At 63.6% G+C, this 24,204-nt stretch carries 16 protein-coding genes; 6 read left to right on the top strand and 10 right to left on the bottom strand.

Annotated elements, in window-relative coordinates:
- Nucleotides 1-15: 15 nt before the first annotated feature.
- Together A0257_07330 and A0257_07325 are read right to left on the bottom strand one after the other, a co-directional pair.
- On the bottom strand, nt 16-2,502 hold the full coding sequence (locus A0257_07330) for a peptidase M1 (protein AMR26936.1): 2,487 nt from the start codon (nt 2,500-2,502) through the stop codon (nt 16-18).
- A gap of 144 nt (nt 2,503-2,646) precedes the next feature.
- Nucleotides 2,647-3,168: a hypothetical protein gene (locus A0257_07325; protein ID AMR26935.1), complete on the bottom strand. Its 522-nt coding sequence runs from the start codon at nt 3,166-3,168 to the stop codon at nt 2,647-2,649.
- A 343-nt stretch (nt 3,169-3,511) separates the two neighbouring features.
- Here A0257_07325 and A0257_07320 point away from each other — a divergent pair, with 343 nt between their 5' ends.
- Both A0257_07320 and A0257_07315 read left to right on the top strand, forming a co-directional pair.
- The gene (locus A0257_07320; GenBank protein AMR26934.1) at nt 3,512-5,449 is read left to right on the top strand and encodes a molecular chaperone DnaK; all 1,938 of its coding nucleotides are present in this window, start codon (nt 3,512-3,514) and stop codon (nt 5,447-5,449) included.
- Nucleotides 5,450-6,099: 650 nt separating this feature from the next.
- Nucleotides 6,100-6,777 carry a hypothetical protein gene (locus A0257_07315; protein ID AMR26933.1) on the top strand — a complete coding sequence of 226 codons (678 nt, stop codon included), beginning with the start codon at nt 6,100-6,102 and terminating at the stop codon, nt 6,775-6,777.
- 224 nt (nt 6,778-7,001) lie between these two features.
- Here the strand turns inward: A0257_07315 and A0257_07310 are convergent, their stop codons facing one another.
- Nucleotides 7,002-8,099: a hypothetical protein gene (locus A0257_07310; GenBank protein ID AMR26932.1), complete on the bottom strand. Its 1,098-nt coding sequence runs from the start codon at nt 8,097-8,099 to the stop codon at nt 7,002-7,004.
- Nucleotides 8,100-8,217: 118 nt separating this feature from the next.
- Here A0257_07310 and A0257_07305 point away from each other — a divergent pair, with 118 nt between their 5' ends.
- On the top strand, nt 8,218-8,832 hold the full coding sequence (locus tag A0257_07305; GenBank protein ID AMR26931.1) for an antibiotic resistance protein MarC: 615 nt from the start codon (nt 8,218-8,220) through the stop codon (nt 8,830-8,832).
- Between the two features lie 31 nt (nt 8,833-8,863).
- On the opposite strand, the gene A0257_07300 is transcribed toward A0257_07305, so the two are convergent.
- Nucleotides 8,864-9,091 carry a hypothetical protein gene (locus A0257_07300; protein AMR26930.1) on the bottom strand — a complete coding sequence of 76 codons (228 nt, stop codon included), beginning with the start codon at nt 9,089-9,091 and terminating at the stop codon, nt 8,864-8,866.
- Nucleotides 9,092-9,196: 105 nt separating this feature from the next.
- On the bottom strand, nt 9,197-15,271 hold the full coding sequence (locus A0257_07295; GenBank protein AMR26929.1) for a hypothetical protein: 6,075 nt from the start codon (nt 15,269-15,271) through the stop codon (nt 9,197-9,199).
- Between the two features lie 411 nt (nt 15,272-15,682).
- Here A0257_07295 and A0257_07290 point away from each other — a divergent pair, with 411 nt between their 5' ends.
- Complete coding sequence (locus A0257_07290; protein ID AMR26928.1) at nt 15,683-16,654, top strand: zinc-binding dehydrogenase; 972 nt, start codon at nt 15,683-15,685, stop codon at nt 16,652-16,654.
- Between the two features lie 80 nt (nt 16,655-16,734).
- Here the strand turns inward: A0257_07290 and A0257_07285 are convergent, their stop codons facing one another.
- The 3 genes from A0257_07285 to A0257_07275 all read right to left on the bottom strand — a co-directional run bounded on the left by A0257_07285 (nt 16,735) and on the right by A0257_07275 (nt 20,061).
- Entirely contained in the window at nt 16,735-17,187 is a 453-nt protein-coding gene (locus A0257_07285) for a peroxiredoxin (GenBank protein AMR26927.1), read from the bottom strand.
- 110 nt (nt 17,188-17,297) lie between these two features.
- Entirely contained in the window at nt 17,298-19,334 is a 2,037-nt protein-coding gene (locus A0257_07280) for a hypothetical protein (GenBank protein ID AMR26926.1), read from the bottom strand.
- A gap of 112 nt (nt 19,335-19,446) precedes the next feature.
- Complete coding sequence (locus tag A0257_07275; protein ID AMR26925.1) at nt 19,447-20,061, bottom strand: 2-hydroxyhepta-2,4-diene-1,7-dioate isomerase; 615 nt, start codon at nt 20,059-20,061, stop codon at nt 19,447-19,449.
- Between the two features lie 196 nt (nt 20,062-20,257).
- On the opposite strand from A0257_07275, the gene A0257_07270 reads away from it, so the two are divergent.
- Together A0257_07270 and A0257_07265 are read left to right on the top strand one after the other, a co-directional pair.
- On the top strand, nt 20,258-21,055 hold the full coding sequence (locus tag A0257_07270; protein AMR26924.1) for a peptidase M48: 798 nt from the start codon (nt 20,258-20,260) through the stop codon (nt 21,053-21,055).
- A 141-nt stretch (nt 21,056-21,196) separates the two neighbouring features.
- A complete protein-coding gene (locus A0257_07265; GenBank protein ID AMR26923.1) occupies nt 21,197-21,766 on the top strand; it encodes a hypothetical protein in 570 nt (189 codons plus the stop codon).
- Nucleotides 21,767-21,891: 125 nt separating this feature from the next.
- Here the strand turns inward: A0257_07265 and A0257_07260 are convergent, their stop codons facing one another.
- Nucleotides 21,892-22,791 carry a transposase gene (locus A0257_07260; protein AMR29662.1) on the bottom strand — a complete coding sequence of 300 codons (900 nt, stop codon included), beginning with the start codon at nt 22,789-22,791 and terminating at the stop codon, nt 21,892-21,894.
- 275 nt (nt 22,792-23,066) lie between these two features.
- Nucleotides 23,067-24,197: a hypothetical protein gene (locus tag A0257_07255; protein ID AMR26922.1), complete on the bottom strand. Its 1,131-nt coding sequence runs from the start codon at nt 24,195-24,197 to the stop codon at nt 23,067-23,069.
- Nucleotides 24,198-24,204: the final 7 nt, after the last annotated feature.

Below are 24,204 nucleotides of genomic sequence, written 5' to 3'. Positions count from 1 at the left end.
CTTTTGCGCGAAGTGCTACTTCGCGGCCTGAATGGCTTGCACGGCCGCGGCGGCCGTGGCCTGGTTTTGGGCCGCGTGCGCGCCCGACTGGGCCGCCGCGCCTTTTTGCAGGGCCTCCACCATGCGCTTGTCGAAGCCGTAGGCGCGCAGCTGCGGCGTGAGGGCGATTTTTTGAAGGCGGTCCACGTCTTCGCCGAAGGCCGTGGGGTCGTCGAGGCGGCCCAGCATCTGCACCATCGGCGCAATGAGGCCGTAGCGGCTGCGGCCAGTGGCGGCATCATACGTGGTGCGCATGTAGGTCCACTGCGCGGGGCCGCCGTGCGCGGCGTACACGCCCGTTACGGCCGAGGCCAGGTGCGGCTCCGATTCCAGGGTTTTGGCGCGGGCCAGGGCCATCGGGGCATCAATTTCGCCCAAAGCCCGCAAGCCCGCGCCCTGGATGCCGTAGGACTGGCTGCTGAGTGCGGCGGCCAGGGTTTTGGCGTCCTTCTTGTCTTTGAGCTCGCCAAGGGCCAGCAGCGCGGCGGCGCGCACGTGGGTGTCGGCCTCGGTGGCGGCGAGCTGGCGCAGGGTAGGGGCGGCGGCTTTGGCCACGGTCTTGTTATCCAGCTTCAGGCCCTGAATGGCTGCAATGCGCAGGCCGTAAAACTTATCCTTGAGGGCGGCCAGCACCACGGCGCGGGCGGCGGAGCTGCTGGTTTGCTGGGCCAGGGCGGCGTCGAGGGCCTCGCGGCGGTCCACGTACAGCGGAGCGTGGCTATACTGATAGAGGTACTCGGCCAGGGGCTTGTTGTCGGTTTTTTGCCAGAGGGTGAATTTCTCGGCGTCCACGTTCACCAGCTCGGGCCGGGCAGCCAGCGGCATAGTGAAGGTCTGGGTGGCCTCGGTCATCGTCACGCGCTGGCGCTGGGCCCTACCCCCCACGTAGTAGTCGATGGCCAGCGGCAGCCGGAACACCTTCTCGCCCTGCGTCTGCTTGATGGTGACGCTCTGCGTTTTGCTGCCCGCATCCCAATTATAGTCGATGCTCACCACCGGCTGGCCGCTGCCGTAGTACCACTGGTTGTAAAACCAGTTCAAATCCTGGCCCGACACGGCTTCCATCGCCAGGCGCATCTGCTGGGCCTCGCCGTTGCCGAACTTATTATCAGTCAAATACTTCTGCAGGCCGGCAAAGAACACGTCGTCGCCCAGATAGGTGCGCAGCATCTGCACGATGGCCCCGCCCTTCTGGTAGCTCACCAGGTCAAACACGTCTTCCTTGTTGTTGTAGTGGAAGCGCACCAGGTCCTTGGTCGCGTCGCGCGGGCTGGCCAAATAGGCCTGCCGGTAGCGGTAGTTATGGGCATCGGCCTGGTCCTGGCCATACTTATGCTCGGCGTAGAGCGACTCCGAAAAGTCGGCCATCGACTCGTTGACCGTGATGTTGGACCACGACTCGGCCGTCACGTAGTCGCCGAACCACTGGTGAAACAGCTCGTGCGCGATTACCGACTCGGCCTCGTACTCGCGGTCCAGCAGCTCGCGGTCGTCGAGCTGCACCTGCTCGCCGTGCAGCGTGGCGGTCGTGTTTTCCATCGCGCCGCTCACGTAGTCGCGGGCCACAATCTGGCTGTATTTATTCCACGGAAACTCGACGCCCAGCCGGCTGCTGAAAAACTCCAGCATGTCGGGCGTGTTGCCAAAAATCTGCTTGGCGAAGGGCGCGTACTTGGGCTCCAGGTAATAATTGACCTCCTTGCCGCGCCAGGTGTCCTTGTAGATTTTGAAGTCGCCCACGGCCATCATAAACAGGTAGGGCGCGTGGGGCAGGTCCATTTTCCAGGTGTCGGTGCGCAGGCCGGGGCCGGCGGGCTTTTGGCTCACGAGCCGGCCGTTGCTGAGCGTCACGTATTTGGCCGGCACGGTCATGGCAATTTCCTCGGTCGTCTTCTGGTTAGGCCGGTCGATGGTCGGAAACCAGGCCGACGAGCTTTGCGTCTCGCCCTGCGTCCAGATTTGGACCGGCTTGCTGGCCACCGCGCTGTCGGGGTTAATAAAATACAGCCCCTTGGCATCAGTAATAGCCTGGGAGCCTTTCACTTGCAGCTCATCGGGCTTGGCCGTGTACTCAATGTACACCATGTATTCCTCGCCCGGCTTGTAGAGGCGGTCCAGGGTAATGCGCAGGTTATTCTTGTCGGCGTAGTCGAATTTCAGCGGCTGCTGCGCCCCGCCGCTCATGATGGCCACGCTCTTGATATCCATGCCTTGGGCGTCGAGCCGCAGCGTGTCAGTGGCGTAGGCGTGGGGCTTCAGCGTCACCCATTCCTGCCCGTAGAGATAGCGCTTGGCGTAGTCGAAGCGCACGGCCAACCGGGTATGCACCAGGTCGTTGGTCTTGGTGGCCGAGGGCTGGTAGGGCGCGTTGGGCGCGGCGGTGGGGGTAGTGGGGGCCTGGGCCTGGGCCGCCAGGGCCAGCAGCAGGCAACCCGGCAGCAGCGCGGCAGAGAGAAGCTTCATTCAAAAAAACTAAAGGGCGAAGGGGTAGGAGGGGGGTAGGGCACATAGACCCGGCCCGCCGCGCAAAGTTGCTACGCGCCCGCCCCAAATGCAATGAGCCGGCCGCTAAGACAGCGGCCGGCTCGGCAAAAACTACGCAGTAGCTTACTTAACGACGACGTTGGCGCGAATCTCACCCGCAGGGTACATGGCCGTGTGAATGTTGGCGTACACGTGGCCTAACTTAAAAGAATCGGACTGCACGGCCATTGGCTTAGCCAGAACGGCCGGGGTGGTTGCGGTTGCCGGCACGGCCGGTACCGCTGGCACCGTAGTCAGCATAGTACTCCCCGTAATGGTGCCGCTAGTACCAGTCGGCAGATTACTAAGGGGAATAAATATATCCCCAGTGTGCTGCGGGTCACCGTAATGAAAGTGGGCAGCCTTCGGCGGCCCGGTAAGGCCCGAAAAGGTCAGCGTGTAGTTGAGCATCTGCGTGTTCGGGTCGTAGGTGCCGGTTACGGTGCCAGTGGCCGTTGAGGCGCTCGTCGGCTTAATGGAGTTCGCCCCACTCAGCGTGCCCGAAAGCTGTTGGGTAGCAGGAGCAGGATTGTCGTCCTTCTTTTTGCAGGCCGCAGCCAGGGTTAGCGCGGCCAGCGCGGTGGCGGTAAGGAAAGAGATTTTCATCAAAATTATTATATAATGATTGAATTAGAGAGCTGATTGTCAAAAATAGATTAGGCAGCTTGATGAGACCTAAACTCAACTTTTTAGGAAAATGTTATCAGCCAGCTTATTGTCGTTCTGCTTCCGCTGGGCCAATGAGTGGCAAGGCTGCTAAGACGGCAGCCCTACCCCCGGCCCCGCGCCCCAAGCCGGCCGCGCTGGCAGCCTTAGGCCGTTTGCCCGGCCATTCTGGCAGGAAAAAGGGGCTGGTACGGGCCTTGTAATAAGGGAAATAGCGGCCGCATAGCCGTTATTGCCACCTAAGACATCACTCCTCTTTTCAACCTTAGCACCCACCAGCATTATGGGCAAAATCATCGGTATTGACTTGGGCACCACCAACTCGTGCGTCGCCGTCATGGAAGGCAACGAGCCGGTTGTTATTCCCAACTCCGAAGGCCGCCGCACTACCCCCTCCATCGTCGCTTTTCTCGACAATGGCAAGGGCGAGCGCAAAGTCGGCGACCCGGCCAAGCGCCAGGCCGTTACCAACCCCCGGAACACCATCGCCAGCATCAAGCGCTTCATGGGCCGCAACTTCTCCGAGGTTTCGGCCGAGAGCAAGTACGTGGCCTACGACCTGACGCCCGGCGCTAACAATACGGTAGCCGTGAAAATCGGCGACCGCAACTACACGCCCCAGGAAATCTCGGCCATGATTCTGCAAAAGATGAAGCAGACGGCCGAAGACTACCTGGGTCAGCCCGTGACCGAAGCCGTTATCACGGTGCCCGCTTACTTCAACGACGCCCAGCGCCAGGCTACCAAAGAAGCCGGTGCCATCGCGGGCCTCGACGTGAAGCGCATCATCAACGAGCCCACGGCCGCGGCCCTGGCTTACGGCCTGGACAAGAAGCACAAAGACCAGAAAATCGCCGTGTATGACCTCGGCGGCGGCACGTTCGACATCTCCATTCTGGAGCTGGGCGACGGCGTGTTCGAGGTGCTGAGCACCAACGGCGACACCCACCTCGGCGGCGATGACTTCGACCAGGTTATCATCGACTTTTTGGCCGACCAGTTCAAGAGCGAAAACGAGGGACTCGACCTGCGCAACGACCCAATGGCCCTCCAGCGCCTGAAGGAAGCCGCCGAAAAAGCCAAAATTGAGCTGTCCAGCTCCAACGAAACCGAAATCAATCTGCCGTATATTACGGCCACTGCCAGCGGTCCCAAACACTTGGTAGTAAAGCTGAGCCGTGCCAAGTTTGAGCAGTTGAGCGACAGCCTGGTGCGCCGCTCGATGGAACCTTGCAAAAAGGCGCTGTCGGACGCCGGCCTTTCGGCCGCGCAGATTGACGAGGTTATCCTAGTGGGTGGCTCGACGCGCATCCCGCGCATTCAGGAAGAAGTGGAGAAATTCTTCGGCAAGAAGCCTTCCAAGGGTGTAAACCCCGACGAGGTGGTGGCCATCGGCGCGGCCATTCAGGGCGGCGTGCTCACCGGTGAGGTGAAGGACGTACTGCTGCTCGACGTGACCCCGCTTTCGCTGGGCATCGAGACGATGGGCGGCGTGATGACCAAACTCATCGAATCGAACACGACCATCCCGACCAAGAAATCGGAAACCTTCTCCACGGCTTCGGATTCGCAGCCTTCGGTTGAAATCCACGTGCTGCAAGGCGAGCGCCCGCTGGCCAGCCAGAATCGCACCATTGGCAAGTTTCACCTCGACAGCATTCCGCCCGCCCCGCGCGGCGTACCGCAGATTGAGGTAATTTTCGACATTGATGCCAACGGCATCCTGAACGTAACGGCCAAGGACAAGGGCACCGGCAAGGAGCAGAAAATCCGCATCGAAGCCAGCAGCGGCCTCTCGGAAGCCGACATTGAGCGGATGCGCAGCGAAGCCGCTTCCAACGCCGATTCTGACAAAGCTGAGGCCGAGCGCATCAAAAAGATGAACGACGCCGACTCGCTCATCTTCCAGACCGAGAAGCAGCTGAAGGAGTTTGGCGATAAGCTGAGCGGTGGCAACAAAACCGCCGTGGAAGGTGCCCTCGCCGACCTCAAGAAAGCCCACGAAAGCAAAGACCTCAACGGGGTTGATGCTGGCGTAGCAAGCCTCAACAAGGCTTGGGAAGCCGCTTCGCAGGAGATGTACGCCGCGGCGGGTGCCCAGGACGGCCAGCCCGGCGGCCAGGGTTTCCCCGGCGCCGATGGCCAGAACGGCCAGTCCCAGGGCCAGCCCGCCGGTGACCAGGTTACCGACGTAGATTACGAAGAAGTGGACGGCAAGTAAGCCACCAATTGGCAGCTAGTGTGAAGGGCCGGGAGCGAAAGCTTCCGGCCTTTTTGCGTGTCTGCGGCAGGGTAGCGAAGGCTCCGGCTAGTCTTCAGTCCCCTAAGAGGGGTAGGGACCATTCTGTTGCGTAGCTTTATACAATAAAATAAAGGATAAATACCGCTAAGGTGCCAGCTAATGTTTGCTGACTACACAAAAAATAATATTAATCTAAGAAGTATGTTTGATGAACATTTAGGATTATGCAAAAAAAATGACAATAATTTTTCGACTATAAAATCGATAAAAATTTAAAATAAAGAACTTTAACAAAAAACGCTTCTATTATCAACTTGCATATTTTTTATGTATGAGGTCGATTGAAAGGCGGTTAATATGTAACTTGCCCAATAATCACCAAGGCGTGATGGTATAATTCTGTTCTGCCAAAAATAATTTTCAACTGGCTAACAATTCTGCTACCCTACAAATAAATTGGTTGACCCACTACCGTTAAAAAGCGGCCGTGCTGCCTGCCACTGGATTTACCTGGTGCAAAGCAGCCTGCGACCCGCACCAGTCCTGGTCTGGCGAAAAGTGCTCCCCGGCATGATTTTTATTCCCTTGTTTTGCCAACCAATCAGCTAAGCCATCCCGTAGGTCAGGCCATGAGTATTTTTAGGCTATTCATTCGTCGCGTTGCACTGCTGCTGCCCGTGTCGGGCCTGCTGCTGGCCTCCGGCTGCACGCTGCGCGAGACGCGCCAGGAAGGCATTCCTGCCGTGGAGCCCCGCCTGAACGTGCGGGCCGTGGAGCAGGCCAGCCTGGGGACCCTCGATGTACTACCCCTGCGCACCCCCGCCGACGTGGACCTGCCCCGTCGCAATCAGCTCATTGACGGATATGTTAATAAGAATCTGCCGCTGAAAATGCGCTTGCGGCTCAATGTTTATAACCCCAACCTGGAACCTATCGTTATCACCGGCCTCGACTACACGGTGCTGGTAGATAACAAGGAGCTGGGCGCGGGCCGAATGCCATTGGTCCTGGAGCTGCCGCCCCGCGACTCGGTGCGCGTGCCGTTCAGCTTTGAGCTGAATACCTATAAGCTGCTCGGCACCGACGCGCTGCCCGCGCTACGCAATTTTGCCCTGGGCTTTGGTGACCTGCGCCGCCAGCGCGTGACGCTGCGCCTGCACCCAATCGTGCGCAACGCCCGTGGCCGCCTCAGCACGCTCATCCGGCGCGGCCCCCTACCCCTGGCTAGTCGGGCCAAGGCGGGGCCGGCCAGCGTAGAGGCCGATTCGGGCGGCAAGGTTGCTAAGCCAGCTCCGCAGGCTTTGTAAAAATCCTGACTGCCAATAGGATAAGTGGCCCGGCTCCTCCTCCAAATCGGTTGGGAGCCGGGCCATTGCGGTTAACTGACGTTACGCAGTGATTAGAGCGGTTCCCAAGTCGGTGTAAGGGGCCGGCTGTCCGCTCATCGCCAGAACGAGCGGCGCGAACGAAGAGCGGACAGCCGCCCCAGCCAATCTAGACATGGATTTGGAAACCGTTCTAAGTAGCCCGCTCAGGCTGGCTCTTCCACCGCCGCGTCGTGGATTTTGGCGCGGGCTTCGAGGCGGTCTTCGGCGTCGGGGGCTTCTAGCTGGGCTTCCTGCGCCTGCCAGCCCTGGGGCTCGTAGCTGAGGCGAATGAAGATGGGAAAGTGGTCGGACCCGATGTAGGGCAGCCGCTCGATGTGCTGCAAGCGGAAATGCGCCGAGTGAAACACGTGGTCGAGGGGCCAGCGCAGCAGCTGGTAGTCGGCGTGGAAAGTAGGCAGCAGGCCCCGGCCCACGCGCGGGTCGAGCAGCCGCGCCAGCCGCCGAAACAGCTCGGAGGTGTGCGACCAAGCCACGTCGTTGAGGTCGCCGGCCACGATGGTCGGTCCGTCGTGCGTCTGAATAGCGCGGCCCACCAGCAGCAGCTCGGCATCGCGCCGGGTGCTGGTCTTGGACTCGCCGGGTGCCGGCGGTTTGGGGTGCACGAAGTGCAGGTTAGCCTCGACGCCGCTGGGCAGCCGCACCCGCCCGTGAAATGACGGAATGCCGGGGTCAAGGATAAACTGTATCTCCTTGGCTAAGAGGGGTAGGCGCGAAAAAACCAACATGCCGTAGGTGTTGGGCAGCGGTGCGTGGCAGGTGTGGGGGTAGTCGCGGGTGAGCGTTTGCAGCTGGCTCAGCCACCAGTCGTCGGTTTCGACGGCCAGCACGATATCGGGCTGCTTCTCGCGGATGACGCCCAGGCAGCGCGAGGCGTCGCGGTTGTACATCAGCACATTAGTGACCAGCAAGCTGAGGTGGTTGGGGTCGTCGGGGCGGCGCTGGCTGTCCTGTACCTGCTTGCGGTGCCAGGGCGTGTAGGGCCAGATGCGGCTGGCCTGGTACGCCACCGTTGCCCCCAGCACGGCTAACAGCCCCCACGAATGGGCCAGCCAGAGCTGCTGGCCCGGCAGGGCCAGCAGCAGCAAGCTCAGCAACAGTCCGGCTACTATCTGAAGGCGCGGAAAGTCGCAAATGCGAATCCACCAGGCGGTTTGGCGAAGCAGGGGTAGCAGCGTGGCCAGGATGCCGGCGCCGCCCAGCAGCAGCCCCAAGCCGTGCAGTACGTAGTAAAAAGTGGGCACGCGGTGAGAGTAGCGGTGGGCAGATAGAACGGTAAAGATGGTAAGCGAACGATGAAGTTATGGGTAACTTCACCGGTGCTCTACCCGCCTTCAATTACCCGGCCAATACCTTTACGGCATGGAAGTACTGATTCTCACCTTCACCACGCTCTTCTCAGTCGTCAATCCCTTCGGTGCCATGCCGGTGTTTTTGACCCTGACCGATAGCGACAGCACCGCCGAACGCACAGCTATCGCTCTGCGCTCCTGCCTCTACATGGTGGCGATTTTGTCGGTGGCGTTTTTTGGCGGACAGTATATTCTTAACTTCTTCGGTATCAACATTCAGCACCTGCGCATTGCGGGCGGCATCCTGCTAATGCGCTCGGCCTTCGACCTGCTAACGCCGGGTGCCAACCGCGACCGCGTGGGCCCCGACGCGCTCGAAGAAAGTATGCAGAAAGACGATATCAGCTTCACGCCGCTGGCCATGCCTATGCTCTCCGGGCCGGGCTCAATGGCGCTCTGCATCGGCTTCATCCGGCCCTCCGTGGCCGATAAGCTCTTCACGGTGCTAGGCTTTGGGTTGGTGGCGGCGGCGGCGTTTCTCATCTTGGTGTCGTCGCTGCGGCTCACCCGTTTTCTGGGTCGGCCGGGCATGGCCGCGCTGGCCCGCGTCATGGGTTTCCTGACGCTGGCCATCGGCGTCAGCTTCTTCGTGACCGCCGTGAAGGCGCTGTTTCACGTGGAGTAGGCCGTCGCGCCAAAACCCCGGCGGCCGGCGGCTATAGCTTAAATTTATGCTTGTCGGCGCGGTGGTCGAGGTGGTCTTCCCGGCGCACCAGCTTAGGCTCTTTGGTCAGGCTTTTGCCGTGCCGGATGGTGTGGGCGCGGTCCATCTTGCGGTCGGCGCGGGCCTGCCTGGCCTCACCACGAGGCGTATTTTGGGCAAAAGCAGGTTGGCTGGCCGCGTTCAGCAGCAGCGCGGCAGCTAAGGGAAGCAGGATTTTCATGGGAAAATAACTAAAGTGTTTTGTCGCTGTGTACGGTAATCCGCGCTGCCGGGTGAAGGTCTTGCCAAGGCAAGCGCCGGCAGGTTGTGGGGCCAGCTCCGCTCCCTATTTCACCACCACCCGCTTGCTGCCCGTGCGCCCAAACTTCGTGGGGAAATACACCAGCTCGGCTTTAGCCGGATTAAGCGTGTAGCTGCCCCGGTAGCGCGGCTGCAAGGCCACCCGAAACGTGTGCTTACCCACCGGCAGACGGTCGAGGAAGATACCAACCTGGTGCTTGAGGTACTCGCGGTGGGTTTCCAGGGAGTTGGTCGGGGCCGGCTCGCCGTAGGAGCAGCCGGCCGGAATGGGCACCTCCAGCAGCACGTAGCGAGCCTCGGCTTTTACATCTACCGTCACCACCAGCTCCACCGGTTTGCCTGGGGGTAGGGCCACGCGGCTGCCCGCCTGGCCCGCCAAAGTGGTCGTGACAACGAAGGGCTTGGCCACGGCGGCGGGGGTAGGGTTCCAGCGCGTCTGGTACGCGGTGGCATACACGGGCAGGCCGCCCTGTTTGCGCAGCGTGAGCGGCCCGGTGCCGGCCGGCAGCGTGAGCGCCAGCGGAAACCGCGTAATCGGCCCCGCCGGCAGCGCCGGGCTGCCGCTGAGCCGCACCCACGCCGCCCGGCCCGTGCCCGGCACCAGCAAATCGGGGCCGATGGTGGCCAGAATCTGGGCCGTTTCGTAGGTGCTGCCCCAGTAGCCCCCGCCCCGCAGCCCCAGCAGGAAAGTGCGGATGCGCGCTAGCTCGGCCCCGTGCCCGCCCTGCTGCCGCAAAAGCTTATAGGCCAGCAGCGTAGCGCCCACCCGGTCGGAGAGCAGGTAGCGATAATAGGTGCCGCCGCGCAGCGTATCGGCATAATACACGCCGCCCAGCTCGGTGCGCTGACGGTAGCGCCGCAGCGTATCGAGCTGATACGACAGGCCCAGCTGCTGGCGCAATTCGCTGAGGGCCAGGTAGTGGTCGAGGGCCGGGCGGCGCGGGGCGGCGGCCTCCACGCGGCGCAGGTAGGTGCCGTAGGGCGCCGCCGCGCCAAGGTCGTGCAGCAGCTTCAGCAGGCGAATCTGGTCGTCATCGGCCGCGAAATGGCCATAGTAGTGCCCGGTGGGGGTAGGGGCGCTCAGGCTTTCATCCAGCTCATGCAAAAGATAGGCAGTCAGCTTGTTGCGGTCGAGCGGCACGGCGTAGCCCAGCCGCTCGGCGGCCAGCAGCGCCTCCACCACGTGCGCGGTGGCCCAGGGGCTGATGTCCGACGTGAGCCAAGTGCCCCAAATGCCTTCGGGCTGGTGGCAGCCATCGAGTAACCTCTTAATGAGAAAGTTAGCCACCTTCTGCCCCTTAAACGCTACCCCCTGCCGCGCCCGGATGCGCTGCTCCAGCAGCAGCCCCAGCAGGCGCGAGGCAGCCTGCTCGTTGCACAAGTACGCGTACTGCTGCAAGTGCTGAATCTCCGATAACAAGGTCGGGAGCGCGTCGCTTTCCATGCGCAGCGTAACTGGCCCCAGGCTGGGGTCGAGGGGTAGGGCGATGGTCGTGTCGGCCTCGGCCAGCACGGCGTAGGTGCCCACGCGCTCGCGGGTGCCCACCGGCAGCACCGGCAGGCTGCGCTGCTCGCCGTCGGCGTAGCCGCTGGCCTGTTCCAGGCCAAAAGCCAGCTGCACCGAATCGGCCGCCGCCGGGGCCGTCACGCTGAGCGTGTCAATAAACGACGAGCCCACGCGGCGGGCCTGGCGGCGCACCACCTGCCCGCCCACCTGGAAGGTCGTGGTCAGCTGCGCCGTGTCGGGCAGGTAGTTCAGGGCTTTGCCGAGCACCTGCACCCGGTCGCCGGCCACCAGAAAGCGCGGCACGGCCAGCGTGGCTAGCAGCGACTTAAACGCCCGCACGCGGCCAGTGCTGCCGCCCAGCCGCCCGTGGTGGTCGGAGCCCACCACGAAGGTGTCCCAACTCGTCACGTCGTCGGGCAGCACCACCTCGGTGTGGGCGCGGCCCTGGGCGTCGGTGAGGAGGGTAGGGCGCCACCAGGCCTGGTCGCGGAAGCGGCGGCGCAGCGCCAGGCGCGGGTCGGCACCGGGCAGCTGGTCGGGGGTAGGCAGTAAATCCAGCAAATTGCCGGCCGGCGAGCGGCCCAACACCACCCCATTTTTCAGCGTAATGAGCACTGCCCCCGCGCTGGCCCGCGCGCCATAAATTGCCATCGCTTCGGCACCCTTGAGTACTTTTATATCCAGGATGTCGCCGGGTTTAATAGCATCAAAACGGCCGGTAAGCGGCACGCCATTTACGATGTAGAGCAGCTGCTCGCCGGCCGTTATCGCTGCAACACCCCGAATGAGTATATTGGCTGGCGTACCGCTGATGCTCACGCCCGCCGCCCGGCCTTGCAGGCTGTACGCCACCACCGAGCTTACGCTGCCCGTCAGGTCGCTACGGCGCATGGTGCCGTAGCCCGTCACGACCACCTCCGAGAGCGCCTCCGTCGATTCGCTCAGGACTACTTCCAGCTGATTGCGGTAGTCAATTACCTGCTCCTGCGTAGTGTAGCCGACGGATGAAAAAACCAGCGTTTGGGCCGCAAAAGGCACCGCCAGCGCAAAGCTGCCATCCGCCGCCGTCGAGGTACCGTCGGTGGTGCCTTTCACCAGCACCGTCACGCCGGGCAGGCCCTCCTCGGTGGTGCGGTCCACCACCCGGCCGCGCACCTGCCGCGTGTTGGCCCGCCGCCCGCCCGGCTGCTCCACCCTGATTTCGCGGCGCGGCGGGGCCACCACCGGCACCCGCACCAGCGGCGACGCGCGCCACAGCCACTGGTTGATGCGGTGGCTGAGCGGCCCGGCCGGCTGGCGGTCAGCAGCCCGCAAGTGGTAGTAAGTCTGGCCGTTAGCTTGCACCAGCACCGTTTCGGAGGGAGCCAGGCAGCTGCTATCGGCCAGCAGCACCGCCACGCGGTAGCGGCCGGGCGGCAGGCCGTGCAGCAGGGGGTAGGCGGGCTGCAAGCGCCGAAACTTGGGCTGGTCGGGCCGGGTGAGCAGCGTGTAGAGCGGCCGGGCCAGGCTGTCGGGCAGCAGCAATTCCAGGCGGCCCTGGCTGGCCAGCGTCTGGCTGGGAAAGGTCAGCTTGGGAGCTTCGCGGTAGCGGAGGGGGTAGGGAACGGCGCGGCGGTTGGGCTTGATTTTCCGACCCTTAGCCGCCGGCTGCGCCGGGTCCTCGTGCTCGTATAGCCAGGGCCGCAGCGCGGCTTCGGTGTAGGCAAAATCGCCGAGCGGCAGCCGCGCCGGCAGGCCCGCCCCGTTGAGGCGGCCCAGGCGCTCGGGGTCGAGGCACGTCATTTTGACCAAGCCGGGGCTGAGCTGGTAGCTGTACAGCGGCTCGAATAAAAACTTGCGCCGGCCGCCCTCGCCCTGCTCGTCGCGCAGGGGCCGCAGCAGCACCGAATCGGGCTGAAAAGGCCCCGCCAGGGCCAGGCCTCCCGCATAATAGCTGGGGGCCACCGGGCGCAGCACGTTGCCCTGGCGCAGCGTCGCCGGCCCCCGGCCCACCACGGGCACCAGCGTGCGGCGCAGGGCCAGCAGCTCGGCGGGCAGCAGGGTAGGGAGGCGCTTTTCGACGGTCAGCTCGGCGCAGGGCTGGTTGGGGTCGAGGCTCAGGGTGAGCTTGTGCTGCGCCCGTAGGTACACGTCGCGCAGGGTAATGAGCCGGTTCGCGGTGCGAATGCTGAGCGTGTGGTGGCCGCTATCGGCCACCGCCACGTAGGGCTGGCCCTGGTTAACGTCGTGAATATAAGCCGGCTGGCCGTCCACATACACCGCAATCGGGGCCTGCACCCGGCCCGAATCGACCACGAACGCCGCCACCTGCGTGAGCCCGCCCGGCGCCGGCTGGTACGCATAAAACGCGCCGCCCGCCGGGTATAAAAAGTGATAGAATTGCAGCGAATCTAATCCTAATTGATGCCGCCACTGCTGCCAGGCCAGCCGCTGCCGCTGGGTGGCGTAGTGGCTGAAACCGGGGGTAAGGGCGAAGCGCTGGCGCGCCAGCCGGCCCACCACCGGCGGCGCCGTCACGGGCAGCTCGGGCAGGCCGCCGCGCTCAAACTTGCTGGTGTACGCGTAGGCCGTGAGGTCGGCGTCGGGCACGGGCCGGCCGCGCTCATCCGTGACCCGAAAGCCCAGGCGCAGGCGCTGGCCGGGGTAGGCTACGGCCGGCTGCTCGGTGGCAATGCGCAGCTGGCGCGGCACCGGCCCCACCGAATACTCCGCGTCGCGCAGCTGCCCGCCCCAGACGTAGTGCAGCGACACGTGCCAGGTAGTCTCATTATTTTCCTTAATAGCTAATTGATAATCAGTAGCGTAGCCCCGGTCGCGCAGCTCATTGCCCCGGTACACGTAGTACCAGAACGGCAGGCGGTGCGGGTTAGCCACGGCCACCCGCAGCGAGTCGGCGGTGCGGGCCGAGCCGAGCGTGAGGTCGGCGTTGGCGGTGCTCAGGTCGTGGCGGGTGCTGCGGCCGGCGCTGTCGTGCACCAGGTAGCTGGCCGCCCGCGGGTTCAGGGCTAACGCGAGGGGTAGGCGCACGAGGCTGCGCCGGAAATACGCGCTGTCGCCGGGCGCGCTGTTCGCCCTGGCAACGTCCAGCTTGGCGCGGTGCGGCCGGCTGACGCCCAGCGAGTCGTAGCTCATCTGCACTGAGTCGCTGCGCACCGTCAGGTGCAGGCGGCCGGGGTCAAGTTGGTAGGGTAGGCCCACGGTCTTCACGTGCCGCTCGTTGTCGGTGGTCCAAAATTCGGCCCGCACCTCGTAGCTGAAATCGGCGCGCGGAAAAATGCCGGCCGGCAAATCCACGCGGGTTTCGCCCACCGGGTCGAGCGCCTGGGTGTGCGCCCACAGGGTATCGGGCACAAACAGCCGCCGGCCCAGCACCCGGCGCGGCCCGCTGGTGGGCACCACCGCCAGCCGCACCCGAGCATCGAGCAGGTTCAATTCGCTGGCATCGCTGCCCCGCATAAAGGCCGCCTGCGGCTGCCCGCGCCGGGGCTCCTTCTCCAGCATCCGCAGCGTGAACTGATTGTTAGTCAGCTCATAATCTTCAAACCGAAAGTCGCCTTCGGCCACGGTCTGCTCGTGGGCGTCTTCCAGCGTCAGGCTGGCGGTGGTGCCCACGCGCAGGCCCAGCGTGTCGGTGAGGGGTAGGGAATATTCGTAGGAGCCGGGGCGCACCGGGCGCAGGGTGGCCAGGCGCTTGCGCTTGCCCAGGCCGCCGCCGCTCAGCCACAGCGTCAGGGGCTTGGTACTGGGTCGGCCGCTGCCGCGCCGCAGCACCCGCGCCTTCAGGCGCAGGGTATCGTGGGCGGGTCGGTAGCGCGGCTGACTTACCAGCAAGTAGCTCAGCCAGCGCCGCCGGGCTTGCTCCGCGCGCTGGTCGCGCTGCTCGCGGCGATTCTGCCGCTCGTCGCGCACGTCCTCGCTAAAGGGCGAGCGCAGCAGGCCTACCAGCCCGGTAGTGGTGGAGGAGGCGTGCCGAAGGTCGCGGGCCGTGCGCCACACCGGCCCCGTGAGGTAGCCCAGCGGCCGGCCGAAAAGCACGCGGCGGCCGCCCGCCCGCCAATTGCCGCCCGCCCGGCGGTAGGTTTGGGCCAAGGGGTGAAAGGTGGTGCGCCCGCCGGCCGTCACGGCCACGATGCCGGCCCGGCTGGCGCGGGCGCGGCGGTAGGTGCGGGTGGCGGGGTCGTAGGCCAGGGGCTGGCCGCCCACCGCCACCCGCGCCCCGGCCAGCAGCTGCCCCAGCGAGTCGCGCACCACCAGCGTCAGGTCGCGCTGGTTGTCAATGACTTCCAGCGTGCGCGAGGTTTCGGCGCGCAGCCAGTACACCAGTTCAAGGCCCTCCGTGTGGGCCACCAGGTAGTAGCCCAGCGGCAGGCGCGGCCAGGCCGGCTTATCGGTCGGAAACGAATCGACCGGCACCGTAAAAAAATCGGGCCGCGCCGCCCGCAGCCCGCGCTCGTACAAGCGCTGCGCCTGGGCCGTAGTCAGCCGAAAAACTTTGGTGAAGTAGCTGCTTTGGCGCGCCTTGGCGAGCTGCTGCTGGGCCAGCACGGGCAGCGCCAGCCAGCACAAAATCAGGGTGAATACGAGTTGGTACATAAGCGGCGGGGTAGGGATTAGCTACCTGATGCCGCCGCGCCGCTTTTTGCACAAATTCAAATCGCTAAAAAAACCAGCGCTGTTACCACGCGGGGCCTTCGGACAAGCGCCGCCAAGGCCGCCCTACCCCCCGCTGCGTACTGGTAGTATATTACTGATAGTACGCAGTCAACGTCGCCCTTCGCGGCCCTTCGCGTCAACCTCACCCCCTAGCCCCCTCTCCTGCGGAGAGGGGGAACTAGCTCTAGCTGTAATATTCTAAAAATTAATTTATTAGAGCTAAAACTAGAAGCTAGTTCCCCCTCTCCGCAGGAGAGGGGGCTAGGGGGTGAGGTTGACGCGAAGGGCGACGCTGACTGCGTAACAGCAGTAACGGTAGCCGCAATCACCCCCACCAAACACCACGCCCGTATGAAAGCCATCGTCATTACCCGCCCCGGCGGCCCCGAAGTATTGCAGCTGCAAGAGCGCCCGCGCCCTGTGCCGGCCGCCCACGAAGTGCTGGTGCGCGTGCGCGCCGCCGGCCTCAACCGCGCCGACCTGGGCCTGCGCGAGGGCAAGTACGGCGGCGCGCCGGTGGCTGGCGTGGTGCCCGGCCTCGAAGTGGCCGGCGAAGTGGTCGAGGTCGGCGCGTCGGCCCCGCGCTGGGGGGTAGGCGACCAGGTGTGCGCCCTGCTCACCGACGGGGCCTACGCCGAATACGCCGCCATCGACGCCCGGCACTGCCTGCCCGTGCCCGCCGGCTGGTCGGTGGAAGAGGCCGCCAGCCTGCCCGAAACCACCTTCACCGTGTGGTCCAACGTCTTCCAGATGGCCGCTCTCCAGCCCGGCGAAACGGTGCTGGTGCACGGCGGTAGCAGCGGTATCGGCCTCACGCTCATTCAGCTAGCGGTGGCGTTGGGCAGTAAAGTGCTGGCCACCGCTGGCTCGGCCGACAAGTGCCGCGACTGCGAGAAATTCGGCACCGCCCGCTGCGTCAACTACAAAGAAGAAGACTTTGAGCAAGCCTTTCAAGGCGAAAAAATCAACGTCATCCTCGATATGGTGGGTGGCGACTACACCGCCAAAAACCTGCGCCTGCTCGCCCCCGATGGCCGCCTGCAATATATCAACGCCATGAATGGCCCGAAAGTCGAGCTTAATCTGCTCGACATCATGACCAAGCGCCTGCGCCTCAGCGGCAGCACGCTGCGCCCGCGCTCAGCCGAGTTCAAAGCCGCCCTGGCCGCCGCAGTCGAAAAGCACGTGTGGCCGCTGGCCGCCAGCGGCCAGCTCCGGCCGGTCATCTACCAAACCTTCCCGCTGGCCGAGGCCGCCCAGGCCCAGCAGCTGATGGCCAGCAGCGCGCACATCGGCAAGATTTTGCTGGTGAATGGGGGGTAGGGAGGGGAGTTAAGAGTTAAAAGCACGTCATTCCGAGCTTGCCGAGGAATGACGTGCTTTTAACTCTTAACTCTCAACTCTTAACTCCCCATCACCTGCGTCGCGTGCTCCTTGGTATCAGGCCGCTTGATAACCTTCTCAATCAAGCCGTTAGCATCAATTAAAAACGTGGTGCGCACGGTGCCCCAATAGGTTTTGCCGTAGTTTTTCTTCTCCTGCCACACACCGTAGGTATTCACGATGGCCTTATCAGCATCGGCGATGAGGGGAAAATTCAAGTCGTATTTCGCCGCAAATTTGCCGTGCGAGGCCGCGTCGTCGGTGCTCACGCCGACTACTTTAATGCCCTGGGCGGCGAGCTGGCCCTCGTTGTCGCGCAGGTTGCAGGCCTGGGCGGTGCAGCCGGGCGTGTCGTCTTTGGGGTAGAAGTAAAGCGCCACGCGCTGCCCGCGCAGGCTGCTCAGCGTGAAGGGGTTGCCGTGCTGGTCGGGCGCAGTGAAGTCGGGGGCGGCGGTGCCGCGTTCGGGAAGCATGGGTTTTAATGACTAATGACGCGTGACTACTGACAAATGGGAGGGGGCAGGCTACAAAAAAGCACGTCATTCCGAGCTTGCCGAGGAAGGACGTTTTTTAGCATAACCAATCAAAGTTTCAGCGGAATAACCCGCTCATTGCCAACCTGGTCCGTGAGGCGCAGCTCGGCAGCGCCGTGCAGCAGCGGCCCCAGCGTGTCGCCGGCCACGGTGAAGAGGGTCGCGTTCTTGTACTCGTAGCGCAGCAGCCGGAAGCGCCCGCCAATCAGCAACTTATACGAGGCCAGGCCCGACATGTCATCGCCCACCCGAAACAGCAGCTGCCCGCCCGGCCGGCCCAGCAGCTGGGCGGTGGGCGCTTTGTGGTCAGCGTAGAGCCGAAATTGGCCAAACTGCTTCACATTGGCCGAAAGCTGGCTGCTGTCGGCGTTCCAGAGGCCGCCCACGTAGGCCCGGCCGCCTCCCGCCGACACGCTGTAGATGGCGGTGCGGCGGCGGTCGGCGGGGGGGGTAGTGGGCTTCAGCGTGAGGCGCAGGGGTAGGTAGAGCGGCACCAGCGCCGAGCCGATAATCCAGCTTTCGGGGGCGGCCGGCCCGGCGTCGGCCCGGTGCTGGGTGTTGAGATAGAGCGGCGAAAACAGCGTTTGCGAGCCGAAAACTAGGTTCGCGTAGGGTGTAGCGTAGCTCGTTTCCTGGTCCGCCGGAATCATCACCTGGCGGTCGAAAAGCAGGTGCGCGCTGCCCAGCAGCAGCGAATCGGGCAGGCCGGCGCGCAGGTCGTAGAGGTAGGTAGTGGCCGCGCCCACCGAGTAGCTGGGCCGCAGCGCCAGCTGCCGGCCGCCGCGCCGCAGCAGCAGCCGCGTCGGCCGGCCGGCCGTGTCGAGGGGCGCGTTCAGGGCGGTGGCGCGCAGCAGGTTGCGGGTGATGTCGTAGCTGAGCCTGGGCCGGGCGCCGGGGGTAGGGGCCGCGCCCGGCAGCCGAACGTAGTCGGCGGGCGGCTCGCCGCGCAGCACCAGGCGCGCCGTGGCTTTATTATTATACGCGTCAGCCAGCTCAAAATCAATGCTATAGACTTTGCTGGCCTCCACGTCGAGCTTGCCCTGGCCCAGGCCGGGCGGGGTGTAGAAGGGCAGGTCGTTGCCCTCGTCCACCCACAGCTTTTGCAGGGTGCGGCCGGCGGTGCGGGCGTAGGCGAAGTCCACGAAGTTGTTGACCTGCCGCGTGCCATTCGGAAACGGCACCGCGTCAATCACATACTGAAAATGCGGCTGGCCGTTCACGCGCACCGTCACGCGCTGGATGCCGTTCTTGTTCCAGGCCCCGTCAAACCTGTCGAAGCCCTGCAACAGCAGCCCGACCGGCCCAACGCACGAAATCGTATCGGGCCACACGGTGGCCGCGCCCGATACCGGCTGCAATTTGGGCACCAGCAGCGCCCGCTCGAAGCGCCCGCGCACCCGCGCGCCAATGGCCAGCGGCTCCACGGCCAGCGCCTGGAGGGTAGGGCCGGTGTGGTCCTGAATTTCGGGGAAACCGCCCCACTGCAACGGGTTTAGCTGGCGGTCCTGGGCGTCGCGCACTTCCCAATGCACGTGCGGGCCGGCCGAGCCGCCGGTATTGCCCGACAGCGCCACTTCCTCGCCGCGCCGCACCGGAAACCGGCCTTTGTCAAAGAACAGCTCCAGCTCGTAGGTCTGCTTGGCGTATTGCTGGCGCAGCAGCTCGGCCCCCACGGCCCCCCCAAATTTATTGAGGTGGCCGTACACGGTTGTCAGGCCATTGGGGTGGGTGATATACAGCACGTTGCCGTAGCCAAAGGCCGACTGCTTGAGGCGCGAGACGTAGCCATCGGCCGCCGCGAACACGGGCTTGTTCACGCCGCCGCCCGTCTTGATGTCGAGGCCGCCGTGAAAGTGGTTGGGCCGCAGCTCGCCCATGCTGGCCGCCAAAAAGCCCGGCTGCCCCGGCGCAATCGGAAATAGAAAATAACCGGGCGGCACGTCCACTTTGCCCGCCGGCGCGGCCGCCTTTATCGGCCCGCTCACGCGGCGCGTGGTGGTGTCGTCCTGGCCGCGGCCACTGGTTGCCAGCAATAATAAGCCGCCGAGCGCCGGCAGCGACAGCCAGCGCACTAAATTGATAGTCAACAAAATAACGGGTAGGGTGAGCTTTAGCTTGCCGTTGCTGGGAACGCAGGTCGGCTGTTTATACTAATAGAATCGAGCATGATACGGCAAGCTAGAGCTTACCCTACGCGCGCTACCGCACGGGCACTTCCAGGATTTTTTCGCCTTCGAGGTAGCCCGCCAGCTCGTCGCCGGGCTGCACCTGGCCAACCCCGGCGGGCGTGCCCGTAAAAATCAAATCGCCCTGCTTGAGCGTGATGTATTGTGACACGAAGGCAATAATCTTGGCAAACGGGTGCAGCATCAGCCCCGAATTACCCTGCTGGCGCACCTCGCCGTTCACTTCGAGCGTGAAGTTGATGTTGGCCAAATTGGCGAACTCGGCCACCGGCCGGAAGGTGGGTGAGATGGGTGCCGAGCCATCGAAGGCCTTGGCCAGCTCCCAGGGCAGGCCTTTTTTCTTCAGCTCGCTTTGCAGGTCGCGGGCCGTGAAGTCGATGCCCAGGCCAATGGCGTCGAAGTAGGTGAAGGCAAATTTCTCCTCAATGTGGCGGCCGTTTTTGCACACGCGCAGCACCAATTCCAGCTCGTAATGCACGTCTTTCGAAAAAGCGGGCACGAAAAACGGCTGGCCGCGCTGCACCAGCGCGGTTTCGGGCTTAAGGAAAATGACGGGAGCGGCGGGCGTTTCGTTGTGCAGCTCGGCAATGTGGTCGGCATAGTTGCGGCCGATGCAGATAATTTTCATGGACGGGAATAGCGAAAAAAGCGGGGGGTAGGGCGGCGCGGCGCGGGCCTGGTGGCGGGGCTTGCCACCACAAAGTAAACATTTCCCCCGCCCGGTTGCGTATAGCTGCTAGTATCTGGCGGCCAAAATGGTCCCGAACCAACGTTTGAGCGGGCAGCTTCGCTCTTTCCGTTTGCATACCCTTACCTGTTTTTTCATGCTTAAGAAATTCCTCCTTGCCTCCACTTTTCTGCTCGCCGCCGGCTGCACCACCGTGCCGATTACGGGCCGTCGCCAGCTCAGCTTGGTGTCGGACAGCGAGATGAACACGCTGGCTATCACCCAGTACAAGCAAACCCTCACCACCTCCAAGCTCTCGACCAATGCCGCCGAAGTAGCGATGGTGCGGCGCGTGGGTGAGCGCATTTCCGCCGCCGTGGAGCAATATTTCAAACAGCAGGGACAGTCGGCGCAGCTCGAAGGCTACAGGTGGGAATTTAACCTCATCGACGACCCTAAAACGGTGAATGCCTGGTGCATGCCCGGCGGCAAAGTGGCCGTGTACTCGGGCATCCTGCCCATTACGCAGAATGAGAATGGCCTGGCCGTGGTGATGGGCCACGAAATTTCGCACGCCGTGGCCAAGCACGGTGCCGAGCGCATGAGCGACCAGCTGGCGGCCCAGGTGGGGGGCGTAGCCCTGCAAACGGCGCTCTCACAAAACCCAACTACTACCAAAAACCTGTTTCTGACCGCCGTAGGTGGTGCCAGCCAGGTAGGCATGCTCGCCTTTAGCCGCCGCCAGGAAAGCGAGGCCGACCACCTGGGTCTGATTTTTATGGCCATTGCCGGCTACAACCCGGAGGGGGCCGTGCCGTTCTGGGAGCGCATGGCCGCTCAGAGCCAGAGCGGCGGCACGCCCGAATTTCTGTCGGACCACCCCGCCGACGCCACCCGCATTGCCGACATCAAGAGCCTGCTGCCCGAGGCAATGAAATATTACAAGCCGCGCTAAACTGAACAGATTAGGCACGATAGATGGAGCGGGCGGCGTTTGTCCGTCGTATTGCGGCTTTAGCTGTAAGCCGCAAGCAAAATTCACAACAGTATACGTAGTGTAATGAGTGCTTTGTCTCGTCTGTTTGGGTTGTTGCTATTGGGGGTGCTCAGCGGCTTACTGTTGCTGACCTCGTGCGAAACTACCCGTAGCCGCGAAGGCAACGCGCCGGCGGGCAAGGCCGAGCGCGTGGGCGATGTGCCGGGCGCGGCCTTGTCGGGCGCGGCCAACAGCCGCCAGATTATGCGGCTCGACAACAAAGGGGCGGTGAAGTACAAGATGGGCCAGGCTACGCTGGCGGCGGCGCTCATCCGGCAGTTTAATGATGGTACGGTTATCGACCGCGTGCAGGTGCGCAAAGCACCAGGTAGCGAGGCCGCCAGCCCGGTATATTACCTCATCGGGCTGGGGCACAACAACGGCAGCTACCGCGCCATTGCCCTGCCCCTGCGCGGCACCGACGACAGCACGTACTACCTCTCGCCCAAGGCCAGTCGCTACATCATTTCGGGGATAGGGTGCCCCAACTGCTACTTCGATTTTGAGGACGGCCACATCATCGGCACCACCTGCGACGACAACTCGGGGGGTAGCAGCTGCAGCCTCCGGGTGCTGCAAGAGAATGAGATATTCGGCACGGCCGCGCCCGCCAAGCGCCGCACCAAATGAGCCGCGCCGCCAAATGGGCCCTGCGCCTAAGCCTGGTGGCCCTGGCCGTGCTACTCGCCAACGATAGCGGCCGCCCTACCCCCCCTCGCAAGCCTTAGGCTAGTTAAGAGTTAAGAGTTTAGGACTTACGCACTCGTCGGTATTAGCGCTGGAATGAGGGGTTTGGCTAGCAACTGGCGCAGATAAGGAGCCCACTGCTGCTGATGGGCTTGGTACAGGGTTTGGGCGGTTTGGCGGGCAAACTGGCGCAAGGACACCCAGGCCAGGTAGCAACAAGCCAAGTGGTTGCGCTGGGCCTGGGCACGGCGGCACTGGCATTTTTCAGCCCCGGTGAGCTGCTTGAAGCTGCGGTGAAACTCTTCCACCTGCCAGCGCGTGCGGGTCGTGACTTCGACGAGTTGCTGGGTCAGGGTGAAGGCGAAGTTATTGGTCACGACCCATTCAATGTCGCCGTTGGCGGCGACCAGCTTGAACAAACGCACCGCAAACGGCACCTGCTTTAAGCGCACTTCCAACCCCGTGCTCCACCCGCCCGGCGGCGGGTCCACTGCGTCCAGGGCTTGATAGCCCGTCTCCTTGTTCGCACTCACCAACCGGTTGCTTTTCAGGGTCGTGAAAAACGTCCAACCGGCGCGGTGAATGCGCTTCAGGTTCTCGCTGCCGCTGTACCAGGCATCGAACAAGAGGGTGCGGGCCTGGATTTTGTCTTCGGCCACCACGTGGGCGAACATGGCCTGGAAATGCTCGTTCTTGCTCAGCGCATCCTGCTGCGGGGCGTACACGCGGTAGTCCAGGGGCAGAAAATCACCGGCCTCCCCACTGCTGTGCACCAGGTTGACCAAGCAGATGCCGGTCACCAAGCCGTGGGCGGCGCCGGAGTACTGGCGCTTGGCCACCTCGATAAAACGGCTGTAGCGCTTGTCCTGCACACTGTCGTCGACGAACAAAAAGGCCTCGGGCGAGTCACTCAACAAGGGTAGCACCAACTCCCGCAACTGCGTGGGTGAGAACGAGCTGCGGCGCAAAAACCGGTTCACTTGGTCGTGGCTCACCTGCGGCAAGTGCTCGGCAAGGTGCGTGCACGTATAATTGCGGGGCGTACTGAGCAGGTACTCGATGTAGGTTGCTTGCGTCACCATTGGGCTAGGCTTTTTCTCAAGTTACCACCAAGTGCGTAAGTCCTAGAGTTAAAAGAACGTCATTCCGAGCTTGCCGAGGAATCTCGCTCGCATCGTTCGGGCCTCGTTCCACGATGCGAACGAGATTCCTCGGCAAGCTCGGAATGACGTTCTCTTAACTCTCAACTCTTAACTCCACTGTGCCACTCGCCGCCGAGAACCGTGGCGTGGGTCTGAAAGTCGTTGTCAAACAAGCACATATCGGCCCGGTAGCCCGGCGCGATGCGACCGATATCGTGGTCCAGGCTCACTACCCGCGCCGGATAGCCCGAGGCCATGCGCAGGGCCTCGGCCAGCGGCAGGCCCAGGTGCCGCACGCAGTTGCGCACCGCCGTGAGCATGGTAAGCGCCGAGCCGGCCAGCGTGCCGTTTTCATCCACAAAATGGTCGTCTTGCCGGTGAAAGCGGTACGCGCCTACGGTGCCCGCCTCCACCGCATCGGTGATGAGAAAGAGGCGCTCGCCCAGCACTTTCTGGCTCACGCGCGCCGCCGCGTAGGCGCAGTGCACGCCATCCACGATGATGCTGGCGCCGGCCGCCGGGTGGTCATACACGGCGCCCACCAGCCCCGGTGCCCGGCTCTCGAAGCCCGACATGGCATTGAACAAGTGCGTAGTTGTAGTGAAGCCGTTGGCAAATGCCGCCGTGGCCTGCTCATAGGTGGCCGCCGAGTGGCCTGCCGACAGCACCACACCCGCCGCCCGCAGCCGCGCCACCACGGCCGGGCTCACCCGCTCGGGCGCCAGCGTCATAAAGCGCAGCGCGCCGCCGGCCTCGGCCAGCAGCTCGTCAATATCCTGGGGGGTAGGGGTTTGAATAAACTCCGCCTGGTGCGCGCCTTTCTTGGCGGGGTTGATGTACGGCCCCTCCAGGTGCAGGCCCAGCAGGCCGGGCATGGTGGGCAGCGCGGCCCGCACGGTGGCCAGCGCTTCGCGCATGAACGCGGGCGGACTGGTGGGCAGGCAGGGCAAAAAGCTGGTGGTGCCGTGGCGCAGCGTGTGCGCCCGCAGGTTGGCCAGCACGGGGGGGGTAGGGGCCACCGAAAACAACCCGCCGCCCCCGCCATAAATCTGCAAATCGACAAAGCCAGGGCACAGGTTCAGGCCGCGCCCGTCGCGCCGGGGCACATCAGCGGGCAAGTCATTTGCCGCTGGCAGTACCGCCTCAATGCGGTTGCCGTTGACGAGCACGGCGTGGTTGGTCAAAACTTCCGTGCCCGTGTACACGGTGCAGGGCGTGAGCAGGTAGCGCATAGAAAAA

Origin of the sequence: Hymenobacter psoromatis (assembly GCA_001596155.1) — a bacterium.
Lineage (GTDB): Bacteria > Bacteroidota > Bacteroidia > Cytophagales > Hymenobacteraceae > Hymenobacter.
This window is presented reverse-complemented; position numbering and strand designations above follow the sequence as displayed.